The organism is Pseudolysobacter antarcticus (assembly GCF_004168365.1).
In the GTDB taxonomy this organism is placed as follows: Bacteria; Pseudomonadota; Gammaproteobacteria; order Xanthomonadales; family Rhodanobacteraceae; genus Pseudolysobacter; species Pseudolysobacter antarcticus.
In genome coordinates, this window is the sequence record NZ_CP035704.1 from 2,336,033 (window position 1) to 2,356,965 (window position 20,933).

Here is a 20,933-nt window from a genome sequence, read left to right on the forward strand (position 1 = left end):
ATATTGGCTTGTTGTGCGATCATGTGTTCAGTTGCGTACAGGTTTTCTCAATATCCGGCCACTCCGCGCGGCGGCCGGCGCGCGTTTCGGATAGTTAATTATGTTGCCCGTCGTTGCCCTGGTCGGACGTCCTAACGTCGGCAAATCCACTTTGTTCAATGCGCTCACGCGCACGCGTGAAGCGTTGGTCGCGGATATTCCCGGCCTCACGCGAGATCGTCATTACGGCCTGTGCCAGCTTGGCGAACGCCATTTTGTCACCATCGATACCGGCGGTTTGACCGGCGAAGACGAGGGCATCGAAGGCCTGACTGCACGCCAAGCCGAACTCGCCATTGGTGAAGCTGATCTCGTGCTGTTCCTGGTCGACGCTCAGGCTGGCCTGCTCGCGTTCGATCGCGATGTATTGAACATGTTGCGCCGGCTCGACAAACCGATGCTGCTACTGGTCAACAAGATCGACGGCATCGATGAGAATGTCGCCATCGCGGAGTTTTCCGCACTCGGTGTTGGGGCGACGCATTTCATCGCGGCCGCACAAAATCGCGGCATCTTGCAATTGGTTTCTGCGATTCAGCAGCGACTGCCGCCCGTCGTCGAGGATGATCTCGAGCCGGCGATAGGTGACGACAGCATTCGTGTGGCGATTATCGGCCGCCCCAACGTTGGCAAATCGACCTTGGTCAATCGCCTGCTCGGCGAGGAGCGCCAGATCGTTTCCAACATCGCTGGAACCACGCGCGATGCGATCAAGGTCAAGCTCGAACGCGACGGCAAACACTACACGCTGATCGATACCGCCGGCGTGCGTCGCCGTGCGCGCATCGAAGAAACCGTCGAAAAATTCAGCGTGATCAAGTCGCTGCAATCGATTGTCGCGGCGCATGTGGCGGTGCTGATTCTGGATGCGCACGAAGGCGTGTCGGAACAGGATGCAACCCTGATTGGCCACGTACTCGATTCCGGTCGCGCGCTGGTTATCGCCGTGAACAAATGGGACGGTCTCAGCGTTTACGAACGCGATCAATGTCGCAAGGCGCTGGATCGCAAACTCGACTTCGTCAATTTTGCGACACCACTTTTCATCTCGGCGCTGCACGGTTCGGGCATTGCCGAACTGATGAAGTCGATCAACCAGGCGCACGCTTCGGCGATCCGCATTTTGACATCGTCCGAGCTGACGCGCGCGCTGATCAAGGCCTACGAAGGTCATCAACCGCCGCTAGTGCGCGGTCACGCCCCGAAGCTGCGTTATGCGCATCCGGCCGGCCATAATCCGCCGACCATCATGATTCACGGTTCGCGCACCAAACATATCGCCGATTCGTATCGGCGTTATCTTGAAAATTATTTCCGCAAGCAATTCAAACTCGTCGGCACGCCGGTGCGCATCGAGTTTCGCGATGGCGAAAATCCGTACGAAGGTCGCCACAACAAACTCAACGACCGCCAGTTGAAAAAGCGCAAACGTCTGGTGCGCCACGTGCGCGGTAAATAAATCAGCGTCGATAGCGAACGCTTTATGCCGCTATGAATTCCGTGTCGATTACTGCGGCAATTCTGGCTGGCGGCGCCGCAAAACGACTCGGTGGCCACGACAAGGGTTTGCAACTTCTGCTCGGCAAACCGCTGATAGCTTGGGTCTATGAGCGCGTATCCGCGCAAGTTCAATCAATCGCTATTTGCGCCAACCGGCATGTCGATAATTATGCAATTTATGCACCCGTCGTGTGCGACGTCAACGCGGGTTTTCCCGGCCCGCTAGCAGGCATCGTCAGTGCTTTTCAAACGCTGAAAGATGACTGGCTGCTGACGTTGCCGGTCGATTGTCCAACGCCGCCGCTTGATCTTGCGCAACGCCTGTATGAGGCCTGCAAAGACTCGAATTCCACTGCAGCATTCGTGCGTGACGGACAACGTCGGCAGCCATTGTTCGCGCTGTATCACCGCGATTTGAATTTGTCCGCGCAGACGGCATTGGTGCAAAATATCGGCGTCTGGCAATGGCAGGAAAGTATCAAAGCCATTGCGGTGGATTTTTCCGATCAAACCGCTGCATTCGTCAATCTGAATACCCCGCAGGATTTTCTGGACTTCGAGGCCAACCGGCATGAGTGTTGAACAACCCGCATATGCAACCGGCGTGAGTCTGCAGGACGCGCGTGAGTTGATCGTTGCGGTCGCTGCTGAGCACAGGTTGACCACAGAAACCGTTGCGCTGGAAACGGCGCTGCATCGCGTGTTGGCTGCGGATATCCATGCACCATTCGACGTGCCCGGCTTCGCCAATTCGGCGATGGATGGTTTCGCTTTGCGCGGTGCCGATTTGCCGCAAAGTGGTGAACGCGCGTTGCAGCTGATTGGCCAGATTTTTGCGGGTGGTGACAACGTACTTTCGGTGGGCGAGGGTGAGTGCGTGCGCATCACTACCGGCGCGCCGATACCGTATGGCGCGGACACTGTCGTGATCAAGGAAAATGTGCGTGTCGACGGCGATCGTGTCTGGATCAACGCCGGTGAAAAACCCGGTGGCAACACGCGGCCTGCTGGTGAAGATTATCGCGCCGGCGATCTCGCGTTTCGCACCGGCACGCTGCTTACCGCAGCGCAACTCGGCACTCTCGCTTCATTTGGCTGCGACAGGATCACGGTTACGCGCCGTATCCGCGCCGTGCTGTTGACGACCGGTGACGAACTGGCGGCGGCGGGGATGCCGCTCGGCTTCGGCCAGATTCACAACAGCAATCGTTTCAGCTTGGGCGGTCTGCTGCAAACGTTCGGTGTCGATCTGCTTCGGCACCAGCATCTGCGCGATGATCCAACGCTGCTGCGCGCAGCGCTGCAGCAGGCGGCGAGCGATGCCGATATCGTGCTCAGCAGCGGCGGTGTATCGGCGGGCGAGGCGGATTATCTGCCGGGTCTGCTCGCGGAAATTGGCCGGATTCATCTGTGGAAAGTACGTATCAAACCCGGCATGCCGTTCCTGTTCGGTAGCATCGGCCAGGCGCTGATTTTTTCGCTGCCGGGCAATCCGGTTTCCGGCATCGCCACCTTTCTGAGTCTGGTACGACCGGCGCTTGATACCTTGCTTGGCATCAACAAATCTGCGCGAAAAACATGGCGCGCACGCCTGCAGTCCGCGATTCAAAAACGTCATTCGCGTACCGAGTTTTTACGTGCAACATTGATCTGTGATGAAAACGGTACGCTATGGGCCGCACCGCTCGCCAAGCAAGGCTCCGGCATGCTGCGCGGCGTAACCGAAGCCGATGTTTTGCTGATCGTGCCCGAAGACATGCACGATCTGGCGCAGGGCAGTGTGGTCGAATTTCTACCGTTGCCCGGCCTCATATGATCTCGTATAAATGTGATGAATTCGATTTCCGATAACTTCGAAATTACCCCGAGTGCCGCGCTGCAACGCCAATACGATGGCGCGCTGATCGTGGATGTGCGCGAAGATGACGAGCGCGCCGCGGATGCGGTCGCCGATGCGGTCGGCATTCCACGAGCGTTGCTTGCGGAGCAGATTGCCAATCACGCGGCGCGATACGACCGGGAAATTCTCACGTTGTGCGGCACCGGCAAACGTTCGCTGCTCGCGGCGCAAACCTTGCGCGAACGCGGCTACACCAATGTATTGTCAATCGCTGGCGGCATCACGCGCTGGCGTGCCGAAGGCTTGCCGGTGCAACACGGTGCGCTCGATGCCGATGCTGTAGATCGTTATTCGCGGCATTTGTTGTTGCCGGAAATCGGCGTGGCCGGGCAACTGAAGTTGCAGCAATCACGGGTCGTGCTGGTCGGTGCGGGCGGCCTGGGTTCACCTGCCGCGTTGTATCTGGCTGCTGCGGGTATCGGCACGCTCACGATCATCGATGACGATCGCGTCGAACGCAGCAATCTGCAACGGCAGGTGTTGCATACCGATGCGCGCGTTGGCGTTGCCAAAGTCGAATCTGCGGGTATCGCGCTGCACGCGTTGAATCCGCGTGTGCAGTTTGATCTGCGCAACGAGCGACTGCACGCCGGCAATGTCGAAGCACTCTTGCACGGCGCGGATGTCGTGATCGATGGCGCGGATAATTTTGCCACACGTTATTTACTGAATGCCGCGTGCCTGCAACTCAAACTGCCGCTCGTGTATGGCGCGGTTCATCGGTTCACCGGGCAGGTCAGCGTGTTCGATTCGCGCCACGCCGATTCGCCGTGTTATCGCTGCCTTTTCCCCGAGCCGCCAAGTGCCGCAGATGCGCCGAATTGTTCTGAAGCCGGCGTGCTTGGCGTATTGCCCGGCATCATCGGTCTGCTGCAGGCTAGCGAGGCCATCAAGTTGCTGCTCGACATCGGCGCGCCTCTGGTGGGACGGCTATTATGCTTCGATGCACTCGCGGCAAGTTTTCGCGAACTGCGGTTGCCGCGTGATGCGCAATGTCCGGGCTGTGGTAAGAACGCGCATTTCAGCAGCTACGAAGACATCGCAAAAGTTTGCCAAGCCGACTGATCCAAGCCGACTGAAAACCGGCACATATCGCGGCCAACCTCGATAGTTCAATCGTGTTTTTTCTGGCGTTCCGCGTACGCGGATAATTGCTCCGGTGTTGCCTCGCGCTGGTACTTGGCTTTCCATTCGGAAAACGGCATGCCGTAGATTTTTTCGCGCGCGGCGTCCTTGCTCAATTCAATACCTTGCACCATCGCAGCGTCGCGATACCAGTCGGCCAGACAATTGCGGCAGAAATCGGCAAGTATCATCAGGTCGATGTTCTGCACGTCGGTGCGTGTATTCAGATGTTGCACCAATCGGCGAAATGCAGCGGCTTCGAGTTCGGTCGTATTCATTGTTTTCTCCTTTGTCGGCAAAGTTTACGCCGATGCGATTTGAGGCGGGAGCGTCGACAGTGGATAATTAGGGGTTATTCCGATCCGGTTCCAGCATGACTGCCAATATCCTTGATGGGCGACGCATCGCCGATGAACTTTTGCAACGTATTGCCGCGCGTGTAAAGCAGCGTATCGCTGACGGAAAAACCGCGCCGGGGCTGGCGGTGATCCTGGTCGGCGACGATCCGGCATCGAACGTCTACGTGCGCAACAAGCGGCGCGCCTGCGCCAGTGTCGGTTTTCATTCGCGCGATTTCGATCTGCCGTCGAGCACCAGCGAAGCCGAACTCGCCGCGCTGATCGACCAGCTCAATGCCGATGCCAGCGTGCATGGCATTCTCGTGCAATTACCGCTGCCAGCGGGTGTGGATGCCACAGCCCTTATCAATCGCATCGACCCACGCAAGGACGTGGACGGTTTTCGTGCCGAGAACATCGGTCGGCTCGCGTTGCGTCAGCGTGGCCTGCGTCCGTGCACACCGAAAGGCGTGATGACTTTGCTGGCGCATACCGATCGCGCCGTGCGCGGACGCCACGCCGTAGTGGTTGGCGTCTCCAATCATGTCGGCCGACCGCTCGCGTTCGAGTTGCTGCTGGCTGGCGCCACAACCACATGTTGTCACAAATTTACGCAAGACTTGCCGGCATTCGTGCGTCAGGGCGATATCGTCGTGGTCGCGGTCGGCAAGCCGGGCATGATCAAGGGCGAGTGGATCAAGCCCGGCGCCGTGGTGATCGACATCGGCCTGAGTCGCCTGGCTGACGGCACGCTGGCGGGTGATGTCGAATTCGCCGCTGCGGCCGAACGCGCATCGTGGATCACGCCGGTGCCGGGTGGCGTCGGACCGATGACGGTCGCAACGCTGATTGACAACACCCTCGAAGCTGCCGAGCAATTCTTCGACTGAACCGTGAGTAAGCGGGCGTTTTTGCATGCAGAGTATCGACATCTGCATGCGCTAGGATGCCAGCACTCGCGATCGCCCCTGCCGGATTTACTGTTTATGCGAATGCCAAGATTCAGCCGCGTTGTTCTTGTCGGCGCGCTCGTTTTATTGCTGAGCGATTGCGCCAGTGTGATGAGTCGCGCGACCAGCCAGGTTGCGAATAATCTGAGTAACGAAATCCTCGATCAGGACGATCCGGGCACAGTCAAGGATGGCGTGCCGGCGTATCTTTTGCTCATCGGCAGCCTGATTGCTGGCGATCCTGATAACGCTGATTTGTTGCTCGCTGGCGCCAAACTTTATGGCGCCTACGCCGGTGGTTTTGTCGAAGATCCCGAACGCGGCAAGCGCCTCGCCGCACGTGCTTATGGCTATACGCGTCGTGCCGTCTGCCTGCGCGAAAAAACCTTCTGCGTCCAGCTAGATGCGCCGTTTGAAACCTTCCAGACAGCACTCAACCAGCAGGGCATCAAATCGGTGCCGCTGTTGTACGGTTTTGCCTCGGCCTGGGCCGGGAAAATTCAGGTTGATTCCGGCAACTGGAACGCCATTGCCGATATCCCGAAAGTGCAGGCGATCCTCGAACGCATCGTCGCACTGGACGATCATTATGAAGACGGCGGCGCGTATTTGTATCTCGGCGTGCTGAATTCGATTCGCCCGGCCTCGCTCGGCGGCAAGCCCGAAGACGGCAAGAAATATTTCGAGAAAGCGCTTGAGCTTTCTGGCGGAAAGAACCAGATGGTGCGTGTACTTTATGCCGAACATTACGCGCGTCTGGTGTTCGACAAGGATCTGCACGACAAGCTGTTGAACGACGCAATCAGTGCTGACCCGTACGCGCCACATCTGACTTTGGTCAACGTGCTTGCCCAGCGCCGCGCTAAGCAGTTGCTCGAATCGGGCAAAGATTATTTTTAGCGTTTGCGCCGCAGCTGCGGGTCGAGTTGCTTCCAGAAATTCCTATCGAATACGCAAGGTGATGTGATGAAAAAATTACTGATGACATTCGCGCTGAGCCTCGCTGCAATCGCAGCGCAGGCCACCACGATCAAGATCGCCACGGTCGCGCCGGAAGGCACCGCATGGATGCGCGAAATGCGCGCGGGCGCTGATGCCGTGAAAAAACAAACCGACGGTCGCGTAGAGGTCAAATATTATCCCGGCGGCGTGATGGGGGATGACGCCACGGTGGTGCGCAAGATCAAGATAGGGCAATTGCAGGGCGGCGCATTTACCGGCAGCCAGCTCAGCCTGATCGACGGCAATGCGGCCATTCTCGGCCTGCCGTTTCTATTCCGTAACCAGCAGGAAGTGGATGCCGTCAGGGCCAAGATGGATCCGCTGCTAAAAGCCAGCGTCGAGAAGAGCGGCTTCGTTGCGCTCGGTATCAGCGGCGGCGGTTTTGCGTATTTGATGAGCACGCGCGATATCAAGACCAAGGAGGATCTCAAAGCCGCCAAGGTCTGGGTGCCGCAGGGCGATCACATCGCAGAAGTGGCGTTCAAGGCAGCCGGCGTCGCGCCGATTTCCCTGCCGCTCGCCGATGTCTATACCAGCCTGCAAACCGGCCTGATCGATACCGTGGGCAACACGCCGGCGGGTGCGATTGCGTTCCAGTGGCATACCAAGCTCAAGCACGTCGTCGACTTGCCGTTGTCGTATATCGTTGGTGCCTTGGTGGTCGACAAAAAAGTATTCGATACGATTTCTGGGGAGGATCAAAAAATCCTGCGCGATGAATTTACCGCCGCGTTTTCGCGCATCGACAGCGTCGGTCGCAAGGATAACGACGACGCGTTGGCAGCATTGAAAAAGCAGGGCGTGGACATCTATACGCCCAGCGCGGAAGAACAGAAATCGTGGCAGTTGATCGGCGACATCGCGAACAAACAACTCGTATCCGAAAATGCATTCGCGCCCGAATTGCTCGCAGCATTGCACAAGGCACTCGATGAGGCGCGCGGAGCCGGTAAGTGAAATCCGCCGCCGCGCGCGCCTTGTCCTGGCTGCATGGCTTCGAGAACGCGCTGATCACCGCACTGGTGTTGCTACTGGTGCTGCTGGCCGGCGCACAAATCGTTTTGCGCAATGCGTTCGGCACCAGCATCAGCTGGGCCGATCCGCTACTGCGTGCGCTGGTATTGTGGACTGCGTTGCTCGGCGCGTTGGCTGCGGTGCGCGAGGACAAACACATCAGCCTCGATGTACTTTCGCGCCTGCTCTCGGGCACTGCGTTGCGCCTCTCGCGTGTGCTCACGTTTGGATTCGCAGCGGTGATCTGCGCGCTGGCGGCGTATTACAGCGGCAGTCTTGTGATGATCGAATTCGCTAGCGGCGGCATTGCATTTGCAGGCGTGCCTAACTGGGTGCTGGAAATCATCATGCCGATCGCATTTGCATTGATGGCGTTGCGTTTTGCGCTGCGTGCATTTGCGCTGCCTGACCCGGAGCACGCCATGATCGGCGTGCCGGACGATTTGCGCGAGGGCCGGGCGTGATCCTGTTTTTATGCGTGATTTTGGTGCTGCTCGCATTGTTCGGCGCGCCGCTGTTTGCGTTGATCGGCGCGTTGGCCCTGATTGGTTTCCAGTCATCCGGCGAGCAACTCAGCGCGGTTGCGATCGAGTTTTATCGGCTGTCGGAAATGCCGGCGCTGATCGCGATTCCGCTATTCACGTTGGCAGGTTATCTGCTCGCCGAAAGTCAGGCGCCGCAGCGTCTGGTGCGTGTCACCAACGCTTTGTTCGGCTGGATGCCGGGTGGCTTGGCGATCGTCTCGGTATGCGCCTGTACCTTGTTCACCGCGTTCACCGGTGCGACCGGCGTGACCATCGTCGCGCTCGGCGCGGTGCTTTATCCGGCATTGATGCAAGCGCGATATGGCCAGCGTTTTTCATTGGGCTTGCTCACGGCATCCGGCAGTCTTGGGCTGTTGCTGGTGCCATCGATGCCATTGATCCTTTACGGCGTCGTCGCGCAGCAATTCCATACCACGCCGCCAGTCAGCATCGATGCCTTGTTCAAGGCTGGCGCGTTGCCGTGTCTGCTCATGATCGTGCTGCTGTCGGCATACAGCGTGTGGCATATGCGCGGCGCGCCGAAACCTGTCGCACAAGCGACCGGGCCGGGTGAATTGTGGGCCGCACTGAAAGGCGCGGCATGGGAAATCCCGTTGCCGTTCGTGATCCTCGCCGGCATTTATTCGAGCAGGCTTGCCGCCTCCGAAGCGGCTGCAGCAACCGCGCTGTACGTGTTGATCGTCACTGTGGTGATCCGCCGCGAAATCAGCCTGCGCCAGTTGCCACGTGTGATCCGCGAGGCGATGCTGCTGGTCGGTGCCATTCTCATCATTCTCGGATTTTCACTCGCGCTGACCAATTATCTGGTCGACGCCGATATCCCGGAAAAACTCTTCGCGCTGATCCGCGATCACATCACCAGCCGCACCACTTTCCTGCTGCTGCTGAATGTTTTCCTGATGGTGTTTGGCATGCTGCTCGAAGGCTTTCCGGCGATCATTATCCTGGTGCCGCTGATCCTGCCGGTGGCAATGCATTACGGCGTCGATCCGATTCATCTCGGCATCATTTTCCTCGCCAACCTGCAGCTCGGTATTTTCCTGCCGCCAGCCGGCATGAATCTGTTTATTGCGAGCGTGCGTTTCCGTCAGCCGGTGACCACGGTGATCCGCGCCAGCGTGCCGTTTTTCCTGATCATGCTGGTCGCAGTGCTGATCATCACTTATTTTCCGTGGTTGTCGCTGGTGTTGGTGCGTTAGGTTTTTGCGCATCGGTGGGAGGTGATGCCGGCGGTCGATGCAGGTTGATGATGAGGTCGAGAAAATTCTCGTCATCCGATCCGCGCTGGATGCGGTCGGCGTGGATGCCGAGCGCGATCTGCTGCCAGTCCGCAGGCTTGTCGCCCTGCCAGCGACTGTTGTCGCCATTCAAAACTACATCGCCTTGGTGCTGGCCGAAATAGATGTCGACGACATCGCGTTTGTCGCCACGCGCGTGTTCGACATACGCCGCGGGCAGCGGATTCTGGCGCAGAAACCAGCCCTGCGCCGAGGTGCGGCAGGCCTGAGGTTGAACGAGCTCGGCTAGTGAAGGCAACAAGTCGGATTGCTGAAATGGCGTATCGATAACACCGTGCGGCAAGCCTGGCAAATCGCTCACGATAACCAGTGGTGTGCGTGCCAATGCGCTGTCGCCGAAGCGGCGTATTTCTTCGGCGAAAACCGGCGTCATGCTGCGATGATCGCCCGAGATCAGCAGGATGCCGTGCTGGAAAAAATTCCGTTGTTTTAGCTCCGTATACAACATGACGAGTTGCTTGTCGGCATAACGAAAAACACCAGGTTCATCGCTGGATTCATCCTCGGGATTGATGAACGGCGGATGTGTGCTGACCGTCAGTAACATCGAGAAAGACGGCGTAGCGCCGTGCTGCTGATCGAACCACTGCAGGAAACGCTGATACAAAGCCTTGTCTTCCGCCGCATTGAAGTGACGGCGTTTCCAACCGTTGTAGAACGGCTGTTCGGCGCCTTCGTAGCTGTCGAAACCGAGTGCCTTGAGCCAGTCGGTTTTGTCGAGAAAACCGAGATCGCCGGTAGTGAAAAAATGCGTGGCGTAGCCGGCGCGATGCAGGACATCGGGTAACGCGTCCTGAGGGTTTTGGTAACCACGGAACGCGTCGGTGCTTTGATAACGACCGACCGCGGGGACCGGCGCGCGGCCGTTGACCAGTGCGATCAAACCGCCATCGGTGGTGAATCCATTCGCAAAAAAATTCGTGAAGTAGGCATATTGTTTGGCGATGCGATCGAGATTCGGCGTGAGATCGCGAAAGCCACCGAACAACGCGCTGTGGTGCATCGAGAGTGACTCGACCACGACATAAATGATATCCGGTTGCCGATTCTGGCCTGTCGCACATTCGGCTTTCGGCGGAAGATAGTCCCGCGCTACCTGTGCTGCAAACGCAGCGCTGTACGGCGTGTCGACGCCCAGATCAAGATTGGTTGCTATGAGGTTTTGCAGCACTTCGTTGTGGATGTAACGCATCGTTTTCGGCTGCCATAAACCGAGCAGTGCAAACACGATTGCCATTGCGAAATATATTGAAGCGGCACGCAAACGTTGCTGTCGCGGACACAATGCAAAAACCAGTATCGCCGTAATCGGTAGCAGCAAAATCAGGCCGATTCGAATATTGGTCGATTCGAGCAGCGCGCCGCCGAAATCAACGATGGCGCCAAACTCCTTGCCGAACTTAAGCACGTCGAACAGGTACAGGCGCTGGGTCAAGGTCTTCAACACAGCTAGGTCGATGCCATAAACCAGCACCAGCACGATGCCTAACAACAGCCACGGTAGCTGCAAAAAATAGTGGCGAAAGACCAAGCTCGCGGCAGTGAATAACAACAGCAGCGCCAGCATCGAGCTGTCCTGCTGCAAGGCAGTCAGCCCCAGACAAACTGGGCAAGGCGCCACCTGCGCAGTGAGTTGCGTGATCAGCAACGCGCGCAGCAACATCAGCAACAACAGCAACAAAATCAGGGCGAGCGCGCCTTTGTCACCAAGGCGGTAGGGTTTGCATGCAGCCACAGTCAGAGATTTATTCATGAACAGGGTCGTGATCGTTTGAGGTGAGGCAATGAGTTTGTGGCGCCACGAAAGCGGAAGTAGCGCGGGCGAGTTCGATCAAAGATCGGTGGCTTGAAACAATTCGGCAACGTATAATATCGGGTTTTATCCGCCCGGAGTCCCATCCATGCGCATCCTGGCCGAAGCTCTTACCTTCGACGACGTTTACCTCGTCCCGGCATACTCCAACGTGCTGCCGCGCGACGTCTCGCTCACCACCCAGCTCACACGCAAGATTCGGCTGAATATTCCGGTGGTTTCCGCCGCGATGGATACCGTGACTGAAGCGCGCCTTGCCATCACGATGGCGCAATGCGGCGGCATCGGCATTATCCACAAGAATATGCCGATCGAGTTGCAGGCGGCGCAAGTTCGTCTGGTGAAAAAATTCGAGGCCGGCGTGATTCGCGACCCGATTACGGTGACGCCGAATACCTCGATCCACGACGTGATGCAGATCACGCGGGCGCGCAATATTTCCGGCGTGCCGGTGGTCGAAGGCGCGCAACTGGTCGGCATCGTCACGAGCCGCGACCTGCGATTTGAAAAGCGCCCGGACGATCCGGTCAAGAACATCATGACGCGCAAGGAGCGCTTGATCACGGTCAAGGAAGGCGCGAGCGAAGACGAAGTGTTGGAGCTGCTGCATCGCAATCGCATCGAGAAAGTTCTCGTGGTCAACGACCAGTTCGAACTGCGCGGCATGATCACGGTCAAGGATATCCAGAAATCGCGCGACAACCCGAATGCGTGCAAGGACGATCACGAGCGCCTGCGTGTCGGTGCGGCGGTCGGCACCGGTGGTGATACCGAAGAAAGAGTCGCGGCGTTGGTGGATGCCGGCGTTGACGTGATCATCGTCGATACCGCGCATGGTCATTCGCAGGGCGTGCTCGATCGCGTGCGCTGGGTCAAGCAGAATTTCCCGAACGTGCAATTGATCGGCGGCAATATCGTCACCGGCGATGCGGCGCGTGCGCTGGCCGATGCAGGTGCGGATGGTGTCAAGGTTGGTGTGGGTCCCGGTTCGATTTGCACGACGCGTATCGTCGCCGGTGTCGGCGTACCGCAGATCACGGCGATCTCGATGGTCGCCGAAGCACTCAAGCATACCGATGTTTCATTGATCGCCGATGGCGGTATTCGTTATTCGGGGGATATCTCCAAAGCATTGGTGGCGGGCGCGAATTGCGTGATGATTGGCGGCATGTTCGCGGGCACCGAAGAAGCGCCCGGCGAAGTTGAGCTGTATCAAGGTCGTTCGTACAAAAGTTATCGCGGCATGGGTTCGCTCGGCGCGATGCAGCAAGGCTCGAAAGATCGCTATTTCCAGGATGAAACCGACGCCGACAAACTCGTGCCGGAAGGTATCGAAGGTCGCGTGGCGTATCGCGGACCGCTGCGCAGCATCATCCATCAGCTGGTCGGCGGTTTGCGTGCGAGCATGGGTTATGTCGGTTGCGGTAACGTCGAGGAATTGCGCAGCAAACCGCAGTTCGTGCGCGTGACCAGCGCTGGTGTGCGTGAGAGCCATGTGCACGATGTCGCGATCACCAAGGAAGCGCCGAACTATCGCCTGGATTGATCGCGCCGCAGTCGTTTCAGGCACGTTCCGATCAGATGCGTTCCGATAATGGGTGATGCAAAAAAATCGCGTGAATAACGGAGTTTCGCCATGAATTCAAAAATGCGTTCGCTGAGTCTGGTTGCTGCTTTGCTGAGCGGTACGATGTCGTGTTTTGCGCTCGCCGCGGATGCGCCGCCCATCGGAAAATATTACGAACTGACGATCGATGGCACCACCTACAAGGCTGCCGCCAGCAAGCCGTTCACGATGCATATCGGCGGCTCGACGATCAATCTCGCGATTCGCGATTTGCCGTCCGAGTTCTACGCGGGCGATGCGGCGTTTCAATATCCATCGACGTTTGCCTACAGTCATCAGGCCGACAAGCAAGTGGATGTGTGGATGGTGCAGGGCCATCCGGCGCAAGCCACTCTGCACCGCGATCTCAACATCGGATTCAACGCGACTGTGTTCGCTGCAACATTGCGCACCAACCTTGGAAAATCTGCGACCGCACCGACGCCGCTCGAATGGAAAACTGCGAAAGCCAATTTCAAAGGCCTGCGCCAGCAAGGCAAGGATGTGAGTGGTGCGAACATCGTGCAGGAAATTTTCGACCTTGGTAAAAACAAGGTTTTCTGGCTGCAGGATCATCCGAATGCCGATGGCACCGCCTCGGCCGAATTCATCGAGATGAAACGTCTGCTCGGCGACAGCTTCGTTCTGAAAGGCAACTGATTCCGTCCATGAACAATATCCACGCCGACAAAATTCTGATCCTCGATTTCGGCGCGCAATACACGCAGCTTATCGCGCGGCGCATTCGCGAAATCGGCGTGTATTGCGAAATATGGGCGTGGGATCACGATCCCGCCGACATCGCGCGCTTTGGCGCCAAGGGCATCATTCTTTCGGGCGGCCCGGAATCGGTCACGCAAGCCGATTCACCTCGTGCGCCGCAAACCGTGTTCGAACAAGGTGTGCCAGTGCTCGGCATCTGCTACGGCATGCAGACCATGGCCGCGCAACTCGGCGGCACGGTCGCACCCGGGCACCAACGCGAGTTCGGTTATGCGCAGGTGCAAGTCATACGTGACAACAGCCTGCTCGCCGGGCTTGAAGATGCGAAAAAAGACGGCAAGCCGTGCCTCGATGTCTGGATGTCGCACGGCGATCACGTCGCCACTTTGCCGGAAGGTTTTACCATTGTCGCTGCCACCGATAATATTCCGATCGCCGCGTTTGCCGACGAAACCCGGCATTGGTACGGCGTGCAGTTCCATCCCGAAGTCACGCACACCAAACAAGGCGCCGAATTGCTGCGTCGTTTCATCGCCGACATCTGCAACTGCGCGACTTTATGGACGCCGGCCAATATCATCGACGACGCGACCACAAAGTTGCGCGCGCAACTCGGCGACGATCAGGTGCTGCTGGGGCTTTCGGGCGGCGTCGATTCGTCGGTAGTAGCGGCCTTGCTCAAGCGCGCGATCGGCGATCGCCTGGTCTGCGTGTTCGTAGATACCGGCCTGCTGCGCTGGCGCGAAGGCGACCAGGTGATGGCGACGATGGCCGAACACATGGGCGTGCGCGTGATCCGCGTGAATGCGGCGGATCGTTATTTCGCCGCACTCGCTGGTGTGCAGGATCCCGAGGCAAAACGCAAAATCATCGGCGGCTTGTTCATCGATATCTTCGAGGAAGAAGCCGCCAAGCTCGAAGGTATCCGCTGGCTCGCGCAAGGCACGATTTATCCCGATGTGATCGAGTCCGCCGGCAGCGCCACCGGCAAAGCGCATGTGATCAAGTCGCATCACAATGTCGGCGGTTTGCCCGAGCACATGAAGTTTCAGCTCGTCGAGCCGCTGCGCGAATTGTTCAAGGACGAAGTGCGCCGCATCGGTGTCGAACTCGGCTTGCCGCGCGAGATGGTGTATCGCCATCCGTTTCCGGGGCCAGGTCTGGGCGTGCGCATTCTCGGCGAAGTCAAACGCGAATACGCCGAATTGCTCGCGCAGGCCGATCATATTTTTATCGACGAGCTGCGCAAACACGATTTGTACGACGTCACCAGTCAGGCGTTTGCCGTGTTTTTGCCGATCAAATCGGTCGGCGTGGTCGGTGACGGTCGCGCCTACGAATGGGTGATCGCGTTGCGTGCCGTGGAAACCATCGATTTCATGACCGCGCATTGGGCGCATCTGCCGTATGAGTTTCTTGATATCGTTTCTCGTAGAATAATCAATGAATTACGAGGTATATCTCGCGTAGTTTATGATATCAGCGGCAAGCCCCCGGCGACGATCGAGTGGGAATAAAAAGATAATATTCTTTCCTTTTTTGCCATTTAGGGAAATAATAGTTCCCTTATGGCCAAGAAAACTTCACCACTGTTGCCAACGAACGAACTGCGTCTGCAGCAATTCGGTGAACGCATACGTCTGGCGCGGCTGCGTCGACGCCTGACCGCCAAACAAGTCGCCGCCAGGGCAGGCATGACGACGATCACGTTACGCAATCTGGAACGCGGTGGCGCTGGCGTCACTATCGGTGCATATCTGGCGGTGATGCAGGTGCTTGGCGTCGAGCGTGATCTCGACTTGCTGTTGAAGGACGATTCGCTCGGCCGCGACCTGCAGGATGCGGCCTTGCCACGCCAGTCGCGCATGCCATCACGCCATGCTCCATCGCAGCAAAATCGCCCGAGTGGAACTCTCTCCAAGCCACAACGCGCGGTCCGGGAAGATGTCGTAGCGGTACAGGAAATAAATGACTGGAACCCCGGCAGCGACTTCGTTAGTTCGGAAAATTTGGCAGCGCTGATCCGCCCAGTGCTGCCTGGTCATAGCAAGCAACAAAAATGAGCGGGGATTTCATCGCCGTTTATGCCGACTGGGATGGGCTGTTGCAGCCATTATTGCTGGGGCGTTGTTACACCCATCGCACGGCTGGCCGCGAAGTCTTCGATTTTGAGTTTGATGCGACATTCTTGCGCCGCGCGGGTTCGGCCAATCTTGTGCTGGATCCCGGCCTTGGCTTGTTCGAAGGTCGGCAATATCCGGTCCAGGGTCAGGAAACCTTTGGCGCATTCGCCGACGCCAGCCCAGATCGCTGGGGCCGCATGCTCATGCGCCGGCGCCTTGAGCGTGCGCAACGCGCGGGCCAGGTTGATGTCAAATTCAGGCTGCACGAATCCGATTATCTGCTCGGTGTACACGATAATTACCGGGTCGGTGCCTTGCGTTTTCGTCGCAACGATGAAGGCCCATTTCTCGATGATCAACACGACGTCGCAGCGCCGCCGTTTGTCCAACTGCGCGCGCTTGAGGCCGCCAGCCTTGCGCTTGAGCGAGACGAGAACAATACCGACAGCGATGCCGACGAATGGCTGCGCATGCTGGTTGCTCCCGGTGGATCGCTCGGTGGCGCTCGGCCGAAAGCTAGCGTGGTTGATCCGCAGGGCCACCTCTGGATTGCCAAATTTCCGAGCGTTCGCGACGAATACGATGTCGGTGCCTGGGAAATGCTGGTCCACACTCTGGCCAGAGCCTGTGGTCTGACCGTGCCCGGGGCACTGCTGCGGCGTTTTGGCAGCCATCAGCACACCTTTCTGATCAAGCGTTTCGACCGTACCTCAGTTGGCCGACGGCTGCACTTTGCCTCGGCCATGAATCTGACCGGCCACCAGGATGGCGATGACGCGAACACGGGCGCGAGCTACCTGGAGATTGCCCGAGTGCTGATGACCGACGGATCCAGAACCGATGCCGATCTGCGCGAGTTATGGTCACGCATCGTCTTTAGTCTGCTGGTATCGAATAGCGACGATCACTTGCGCAACCATGGGTTTCTGCTTGAGCCCGGCACAGGCTGGCGGCTTTCACCGGCGTTCGATATCAACCCCGTTCCATTTGCGCATGGGCTCAAGCTCAACATCAGCGCTGCAGACAACGCGCTTGATCTCGATCTCGCGAGGTCGGTGGCGCAGTATTTCAGAGTGTCGGCTGCCGCTGCGAACGAGATCATCGAACAGCAGCAGCAGATTGTGGCGCAGTGGCGAACGATCGCTGATGCAATCGGTATTCCTGCGTCGGAACAACGTCGTCTCGCCAGCGCTTTTTTATTGGCTGAGGCTGGCGTCAAGTGATATCAAAAGAATCATTGAATCGCGTCGGGAAGGCGATAAGCGACTCATCGTGCGTGACTCACATGCGAGATCAGCTTCGCGCCGGGTAAACTGTCGCATCGGCAGGAACGCAGTCTGAGCGCTTTGCCATGTATCGATTCAAAGAGAGACGATCTTGCGCGAACCATCTATAGCAGACGCCATCGACCCAGCTGCGGTAGACGATCTGCGCTGGATGCAACGTGCGCTGGCTTTGGCGCGCGATGCGGAAGCCGAAGGCGAAGTACCGGTTGGTGCGGTGCTGGTGCGCGATGGCAGCGTCATCGGCGAGGGCTGGAATCGCAGCATCATTCTGAGTGACGCCAGCGCACATGCCGAAATTCAGGCCTTGCGTGGCGCTGGACAAAGCCAGAAAAACTATCGTTTCCCGGATGCAACCCTGTATGTGACGCTGGAGCCGTGTGCGATGTGTGCGATGGCGCTGGTGCATGCGCGAGTGGCGCGAGTGGTGTATGCCGCCGCCGATCCGAAAACCGGTGCCGCTGGCAGCGTGTTCGATATTCTGATTTCCGAAAAACACAACCATCGTATTGATGTGCAGGCGGGCATCTGTGCCGATGAATCGAGCGAGCTGTTGCGTCAGTTTTTTCGCAAGCGCCGCTGAATAACGCGCGCCGCATTGGTTGCAGGTTACAGCGACGTTTGTCTGCAGCGAATCAAACCTTGTAGAAATCCCGATACCAATCGACGAAACGCTGCACACCGATCTCGACTGGTGTGCTGGGCGAATAGCCGGTATCGCGCGTCAACTCCGCGACATCTGCGTAAGTGTCAGCGACATCACCGGCCTGCATCGGCAGCAGATTCTTGATCGCACGTTTGCCCAGGCAATCCTCGATCACTTCGATGTAGCGCGCCAGCTCGATCGGCTGATGATTGCCGATGTTATAGACGCGGTACGGTGCGGCCGAGGACGCCGCGGTCGGATGCATCGGGTCGAATGTCGTATCACCTTGCGGCACGCGATCCAGCACACGAATCACACCCTCGACGATGTCGTCGATATAGGTGAAATCGCGCGTATGTTTGCCGTGATTGAACACGTCGATGGGCTGGCCTGCGAGAATGTTGGCGGTGAACTTGAACAGTGCCATATCCGGGCGCCCCCACGGTCCGTAGACCGTGAAAAAACGCAGGCCGGTGGTCGGGATCGCGAACAGATGGCTGTAGGTATGCGCCATCAATTCGTTGGCTTTTTTGGTCGCGGCATACAGGCTCACTGGATGATCGACATTGTGCTGCACCGAAAACGGCAGCAGCTTGTTGGCGCCGTAAACCGAGCTACTGGATGCGTATACCAGATGTTCAACTTGCGTATGCCGACATGCTTCAAGAATGTTGGTGAAGCCTATGATATTACTCTGGATATAGGCGTGCGGATTCTCGAGCGAATAACGTACGCCAGCTTGTGCCGCGAGATTGACGACACGCTGCGGCGCAAACTGCGCGAAGGCCGCATCCAGCGTGGCGCGGTCTTCGAGATCGGCGGTGATGTGCTGATAATTGGCGTGCTCACGCAGCCGTACCAGCCGCGCGTGTTTCAGGCGCACGTCGTAGTACGTGTTGAGATTGTCGTAGCCGAGCACTTCATCGCCGCGTGCCAACAGCCGCTGGCTCAATGCGGCGCCGATGAATCCTGCCGATCCGGTAACGAGTATGCGCATGGCGATTTATTTCTCTTGGAATTATTTGTAACTTGCAGATCGATAATTCAAATGCTGGCGATTAGCCAGCCGCACGTGATCAAAGTCGATCGTCGACTTGATCCTTCGGAAACACTTGCTTGACGTCGAACAGCACTACATGCGGTTGACCGAGCGCGCGGATATTCTGCACGCCCAGCGTAATGAATTCGCGATGGCTGACCGCCAGAATGATCGCGTCGTAATTCGCGGCATTCAACGCCGGCAACAAGTCCAGCCCGTATTCCGCTTTGGCCTGTGCCGGGCTGGCCCACGGATCGTAAACATCCACCTGCGCGTTGTAACTCTGGAATTCGCGCACCACGTCGATCACCCGTGTATTGCGCAGATCAGGGCAGTTTTCCTTGAAGGTGAGACCGAGCACGAGGATGCGCGCCTGCGCCGCGTGGATGCGCCGCTGAGTCATGAGCTTGATCACACGTCGCGCGACCTGGCTGCCCATTTCATCGTTGATGCGTCGTCCAGCCAGAATCATTTCCGGATGGAAGCCGATCTGCTGCGCCTTGTGCGTGAGGTAATACGGATCGACACCGATGCAATGGCCGCCGACCAGCCCGGGGCGAAACGGCAGGAAATTCCATTTTGTGCCGGCGGCTTCGAGCACTTCCTGCGTGTCCAAACCGAGCCGATGGAAGATCAAAGAGAGTTCATTGATCAGCGCGATATTCACATCGCGCTGGGTGTTTTCGATCACCTTGGCGGCTTCGGCGACCCGAATCGACGAGGCTTTGTGCGTGCCGGCGTGCACAATCAGACGATACACCTGATCGACGAATTCGGCGGCATCGGGTGTCGATCCCGACGTGATCTTGACGATGGTTTCGAGCCGATGCAATTTGTCGCCCGGATTGATGCGCTCCGGGCTGTAGCCGACAAAAAAATCTTGGTTGAAGCGCAGACCGGATTCTTGTTCGAGGATCGGCACGCAGATTTCTTCGGTCGCGCCGGGATACACGGTCGATTCGTAAATCACCACCGAGCCCGGTTTCAGCGCGCTCGCAATAAACTGTGTGGCGGATTCGAGCGGACGCAGATCGGGACGTTTGAAATCATCGATCGGCGTCGGCACGGTGATGATGAAGACGTTGCAGCGTTTGAGATCGGCGGCATCGTGGCTGAAACTCAGTTGTGTCGCTGCGCGCAATTCATCGGCACTCACTTCGAGCGTTGAATCCTGTTGCTGCTTGAGTTCGGTGACGCGACGTTGATCGATATCAAAACCGAGCGTGGGCCGCTGCCGCGAAAACGCTACGGCCAGCGGCAATCCGACATAACCCAATCCGATCACACCGATCTGGACATCGGCAAGCGAAGGCAAACTGACAACGTGCATACGTGGGCGCGAACCTGTCGGCAAAACGCTAGTCTAAACCAATAAGGGAGATCCCCCGGCTATGCCGGGGTGGCAGTAACAGTTTGACAATTCCGGGAGTCCATCGAAGAAACTCCGTTCGTGAGCCGCCAAGCACATGAACGGAGAATCCCGATGGACGAGTACGAAAGCCTAAGTCACACGAAATGGGAGTGCAAATACCATATCGTGTTTATACCGAAGTTTCGCAGGAAGAGTTTGTATGGAGATTTGCGTCGGCATCTGGGGGAGGTGTTCCGTCAGTTGGCAGGGCAACGCGAGAGCCGAATAGAAGAAGGGCATTTGATGTCAGATCACGTGCACATGCTGATTGCGATACCGCCGAAGTATGCGGTGTCGCAAGTGGTGGGGTATATCAAAGGCAAGAGCGCGATCCATCTGGCGCGGACGTATGGCGAGCGGAAACGAAATTTCACGGGGCAACATTTCTGGGCTCGAGGGTACTTCGTATCAACGGTGGGTCGAGACGAAGCGCAGATACGAGCGTACATACAGAACTAGGAGCATGAAGATCGCCGACTGGAACAGTTGAATCTGTGGCGTTAACCGGCACCACAAGGTGCCACTGAAACTGGGGACGCGTTAGCGCCCCCGATTAGCCGCTTTGAGCGGCTCACACA

General features: G+C 57.8%; 20 protein-coding genes. 16 read left to right on the top strand and 4 right to left on the bottom strand.

What is annotated here, in order from left to right; genetic code table 11:
• Positions 1 to 100: 100 nt before the first annotated feature.
• Genes der through moeB form a run of 4 tightly spaced genes read left to right on the top strand, consistent with a single transcriptional unit; the run spans position 101 to position 4,504 of the window.
• A complete protein-coding gene (gene der, locus ELE36_RS09910; RefSeq protein WP_129832909.1) occupies positions 101 to 1,498 on the top strand; it encodes a ribosome biogenesis GTPase Der in 1,398 nt (465 codons plus the stop codon).
• A gap of 32 nt (positions 1,499 to 1,530) precedes the next feature.
• Entirely contained in the window at positions 1,531 to 2,121 is a 591-nt protein-coding gene (gene mobA, locus ELE36_RS09915) for a molybdenum cofactor guanylyltransferase MobA (protein WP_129832910.1), read from the top strand.
• On the top strand, positions 2,111 to 3,355 hold the full coding sequence (locus ELE36_RS09920) for a molybdopterin molybdotransferase MoeA (protein ID WP_129832911.1): 1,245 nt from the start codon (positions 2,111 to 2,113) through the stop codon (positions 3,353 to 3,355). The genes mobA and ELE36_RS09920 overlap by 11 nt, the downstream gene beginning before the upstream one ends.
• 15 nt (positions 3,356 to 3,370) lie before the next feature.
• A complete protein-coding gene (moeB, locus tag ELE36_RS09925; protein WP_129832912.1) occupies positions 3,371 to 4,504 on the top strand; it encodes a molybdopterin-synthase adenylyltransferase MoeB in 1,134 nt (377 codons plus the stop codon).
• 47 nt (positions 4,505 to 4,551) lie between these two features.
• Here moeB and ELE36_RS09930 read toward each other — a convergent pair whose 3' ends face one another.
• Positions 4,552 to 4,842, bottom strand: coding sequence for a DUF1244 domain-containing protein (locus ELE36_RS09930; RefSeq protein ID WP_129832913.1), 291 nt, complete (start codon positions 4,840 to 4,842; stop codon positions 4,552 to 4,554).
• A 95-nt stretch (positions 4,843 to 4,937) separates the two neighbouring features.
• Here ELE36_RS09930 and folD point away from each other — a divergent pair, with 95 nt between their 5' ends.
• From folD to ELE36_RS09955, 5 genes are all read left to right on the top strand, one after another.
• A complete protein-coding gene (folD, locus tag ELE36_RS09935; protein ID WP_129832914.1) occupies positions 4,938 to 5,792 on the top strand; it encodes a bifunctional methylenetetrahydrofolate dehydrogenase/methenyltetrahydrofolate cyclohydrolase FolD in 855 nt (284 codons plus the stop codon).
• A 96-nt stretch (positions 5,793 to 5,888) separates the two neighbouring features.
• On the top strand, positions 5,889 to 6,752 hold the full coding sequence (locus ELE36_RS09940) for a TRAP transporter TatT component family protein (protein WP_129832915.1): 864 nt from the start codon (positions 5,889 to 5,891) through the stop codon (positions 6,750 to 6,752).
• A gap of 66 nt (positions 6,753 to 6,818) precedes the next feature.
• Positions 6,819 to 7,811 carry a TRAP transporter substrate-binding protein gene (locus ELE36_RS09945; RefSeq protein WP_129832916.1) on the top strand — a complete coding sequence of 331 codons (993 nt, stop codon included), beginning with the start codon at positions 6,819 to 6,821 and terminating at the stop codon, positions 7,809 to 7,811.
• Complete coding sequence (locus ELE36_RS09950; protein WP_129832917.1) at positions 7,808 to 8,332, top strand: TRAP transporter small permease; 525 nt, start codon at positions 7,808 to 7,810, stop codon at positions 8,330 to 8,332. Before ELE36_RS09945 ends, ELE36_RS09950 begins: the two co-directional genes overlap by 4 nt.
• Positions 8,329 to 9,612 (top strand): TRAP transporter large permease, encoded by a 1,284-nt coding sequence (locus ELE36_RS09955; protein WP_129832918.1) that lies wholly within the window; start codon positions 8,329 to 8,331, stop codon positions 9,610 to 9,612. Before ELE36_RS09950 ends, ELE36_RS09955 begins: the two co-directional genes overlap by 4 nt.
• Here ELE36_RS09955 and ELE36_RS09960 read toward each other — a convergent pair.
• Positions 9,572 to 11,464: an LTA synthase family protein gene (locus tag ELE36_RS09960; RefSeq protein WP_129832919.1), complete on the bottom strand. Its 1,893-nt coding sequence runs from the start codon at positions 11,462 to 11,464 to the stop codon at positions 9,572 to 9,574. The two genes, ELE36_RS09955 and ELE36_RS09960, sit on opposite strands and share 41 nt — an antisense overlap.
• 148 nt (positions 11,465 to 11,612) lie before the next feature.
• On the opposite strand from ELE36_RS09960, the gene guaB reads away from it, so the two are divergent.
• From guaB to tadA, 6 genes are all read left to right on the top strand, one after another.
• Complete coding sequence (gene guaB, locus ELE36_RS09965) at positions 11,613 to 13,070, top strand: IMP dehydrogenase (RefSeq protein WP_129832920.1); 1,458 nt, start codon at positions 11,613 to 11,615, stop codon at positions 13,068 to 13,070.
• A 90-nt stretch (positions 13,071 to 13,160) separates the two neighbouring features.
• The gene (locus tag ELE36_RS09970; RefSeq protein WP_129832921.1) at positions 13,161 to 13,790 is read left to right on the top strand and encodes a hypothetical protein; all 630 of its coding nucleotides are present in this window, start codon (positions 13,161 to 13,163) and stop codon (positions 13,788 to 13,790) included.
• Positions 13,791 to 13,798: 8 nt separating this feature from the next.
• Positions 13,799 to 15,370: a glutamine-hydrolyzing GMP synthase gene (gene guaA, locus ELE36_RS09975; RefSeq protein WP_129832922.1), complete on the top strand. Its 1,572-nt coding sequence runs from the start codon at positions 13,799 to 13,801 to the stop codon at positions 15,368 to 15,370.
• Between the two features lie 51 nt (positions 15,371 to 15,421).
• Positions 15,422 to 15,916, top strand: a complete 495-nt coding sequence (locus tag ELE36_RS09980; RefSeq protein ID WP_129832923.1) for a helix-turn-helix domain-containing protein — start codon at positions 15,422 to 15,424, stop codon at positions 15,914 to 15,916.
• Positions 15,913 to 17,199, top strand: coding sequence for a type II toxin-antitoxin system HipA family toxin (locus tag ELE36_RS09985; RefSeq protein WP_129832924.1), 1,287 nt, complete (start codon positions 15,913 to 15,915; stop codon positions 17,197 to 17,199). Before ELE36_RS09980 ends, ELE36_RS09985 begins: the two co-directional genes overlap by 4 nt.
• 154 nt (positions 17,200 to 17,353) lie before the next feature.
• Positions 17,354 to 17,842 (top strand): tRNA adenosine(34) deaminase TadA, encoded by a 489-nt coding sequence (gene tadA / locus ELE36_RS09990; RefSeq protein ID WP_277987070.1) that lies wholly within the window; start codon positions 17,354 to 17,356, stop codon positions 17,840 to 17,842.
• 52 nt (positions 17,843 to 17,894) lie between these two features.
• Here tadA and ELE36_RS09995 read toward each other — a convergent pair whose 3' ends face one another.
• Together ELE36_RS09995 and ELE36_RS10000 are read right to left on the bottom strand one after the other, a co-directional pair.
• Positions 17,895 to 18,902, bottom strand: coding sequence for an NAD-dependent epimerase (locus tag ELE36_RS09995; RefSeq protein ID WP_129832926.1), 1,008 nt, complete (start codon positions 18,900 to 18,902; stop codon positions 17,895 to 17,897).
• 79 nt (positions 18,903 to 18,981) lie between these two features.
• Positions 18,982 to 20,274 carry a nucleotide sugar dehydrogenase gene (locus tag ELE36_RS10000; RefSeq protein ID WP_277987071.1) on the bottom strand — a complete coding sequence of 431 codons (1,293 nt, stop codon included), beginning with the start codon at positions 20,272 to 20,274 and terminating at the stop codon, positions 18,982 to 18,984.
• A gap of 153 nt (positions 20,275 to 20,427) precedes the next feature.
• Between ELE36_RS10000 and tnpA the strand changes: the two genes are divergently transcribed.
• Positions 20,428 to 20,814: an IS200/IS605 family transposase gene (tnpA, locus tag ELE36_RS10005; protein ID WP_129831635.1), complete on the top strand. Its 387-nt coding sequence runs from the start codon at positions 20,428 to 20,430 to the stop codon at positions 20,812 to 20,814.
• Positions 20,815 to 20,933: the final 119 nt, after the last annotated feature.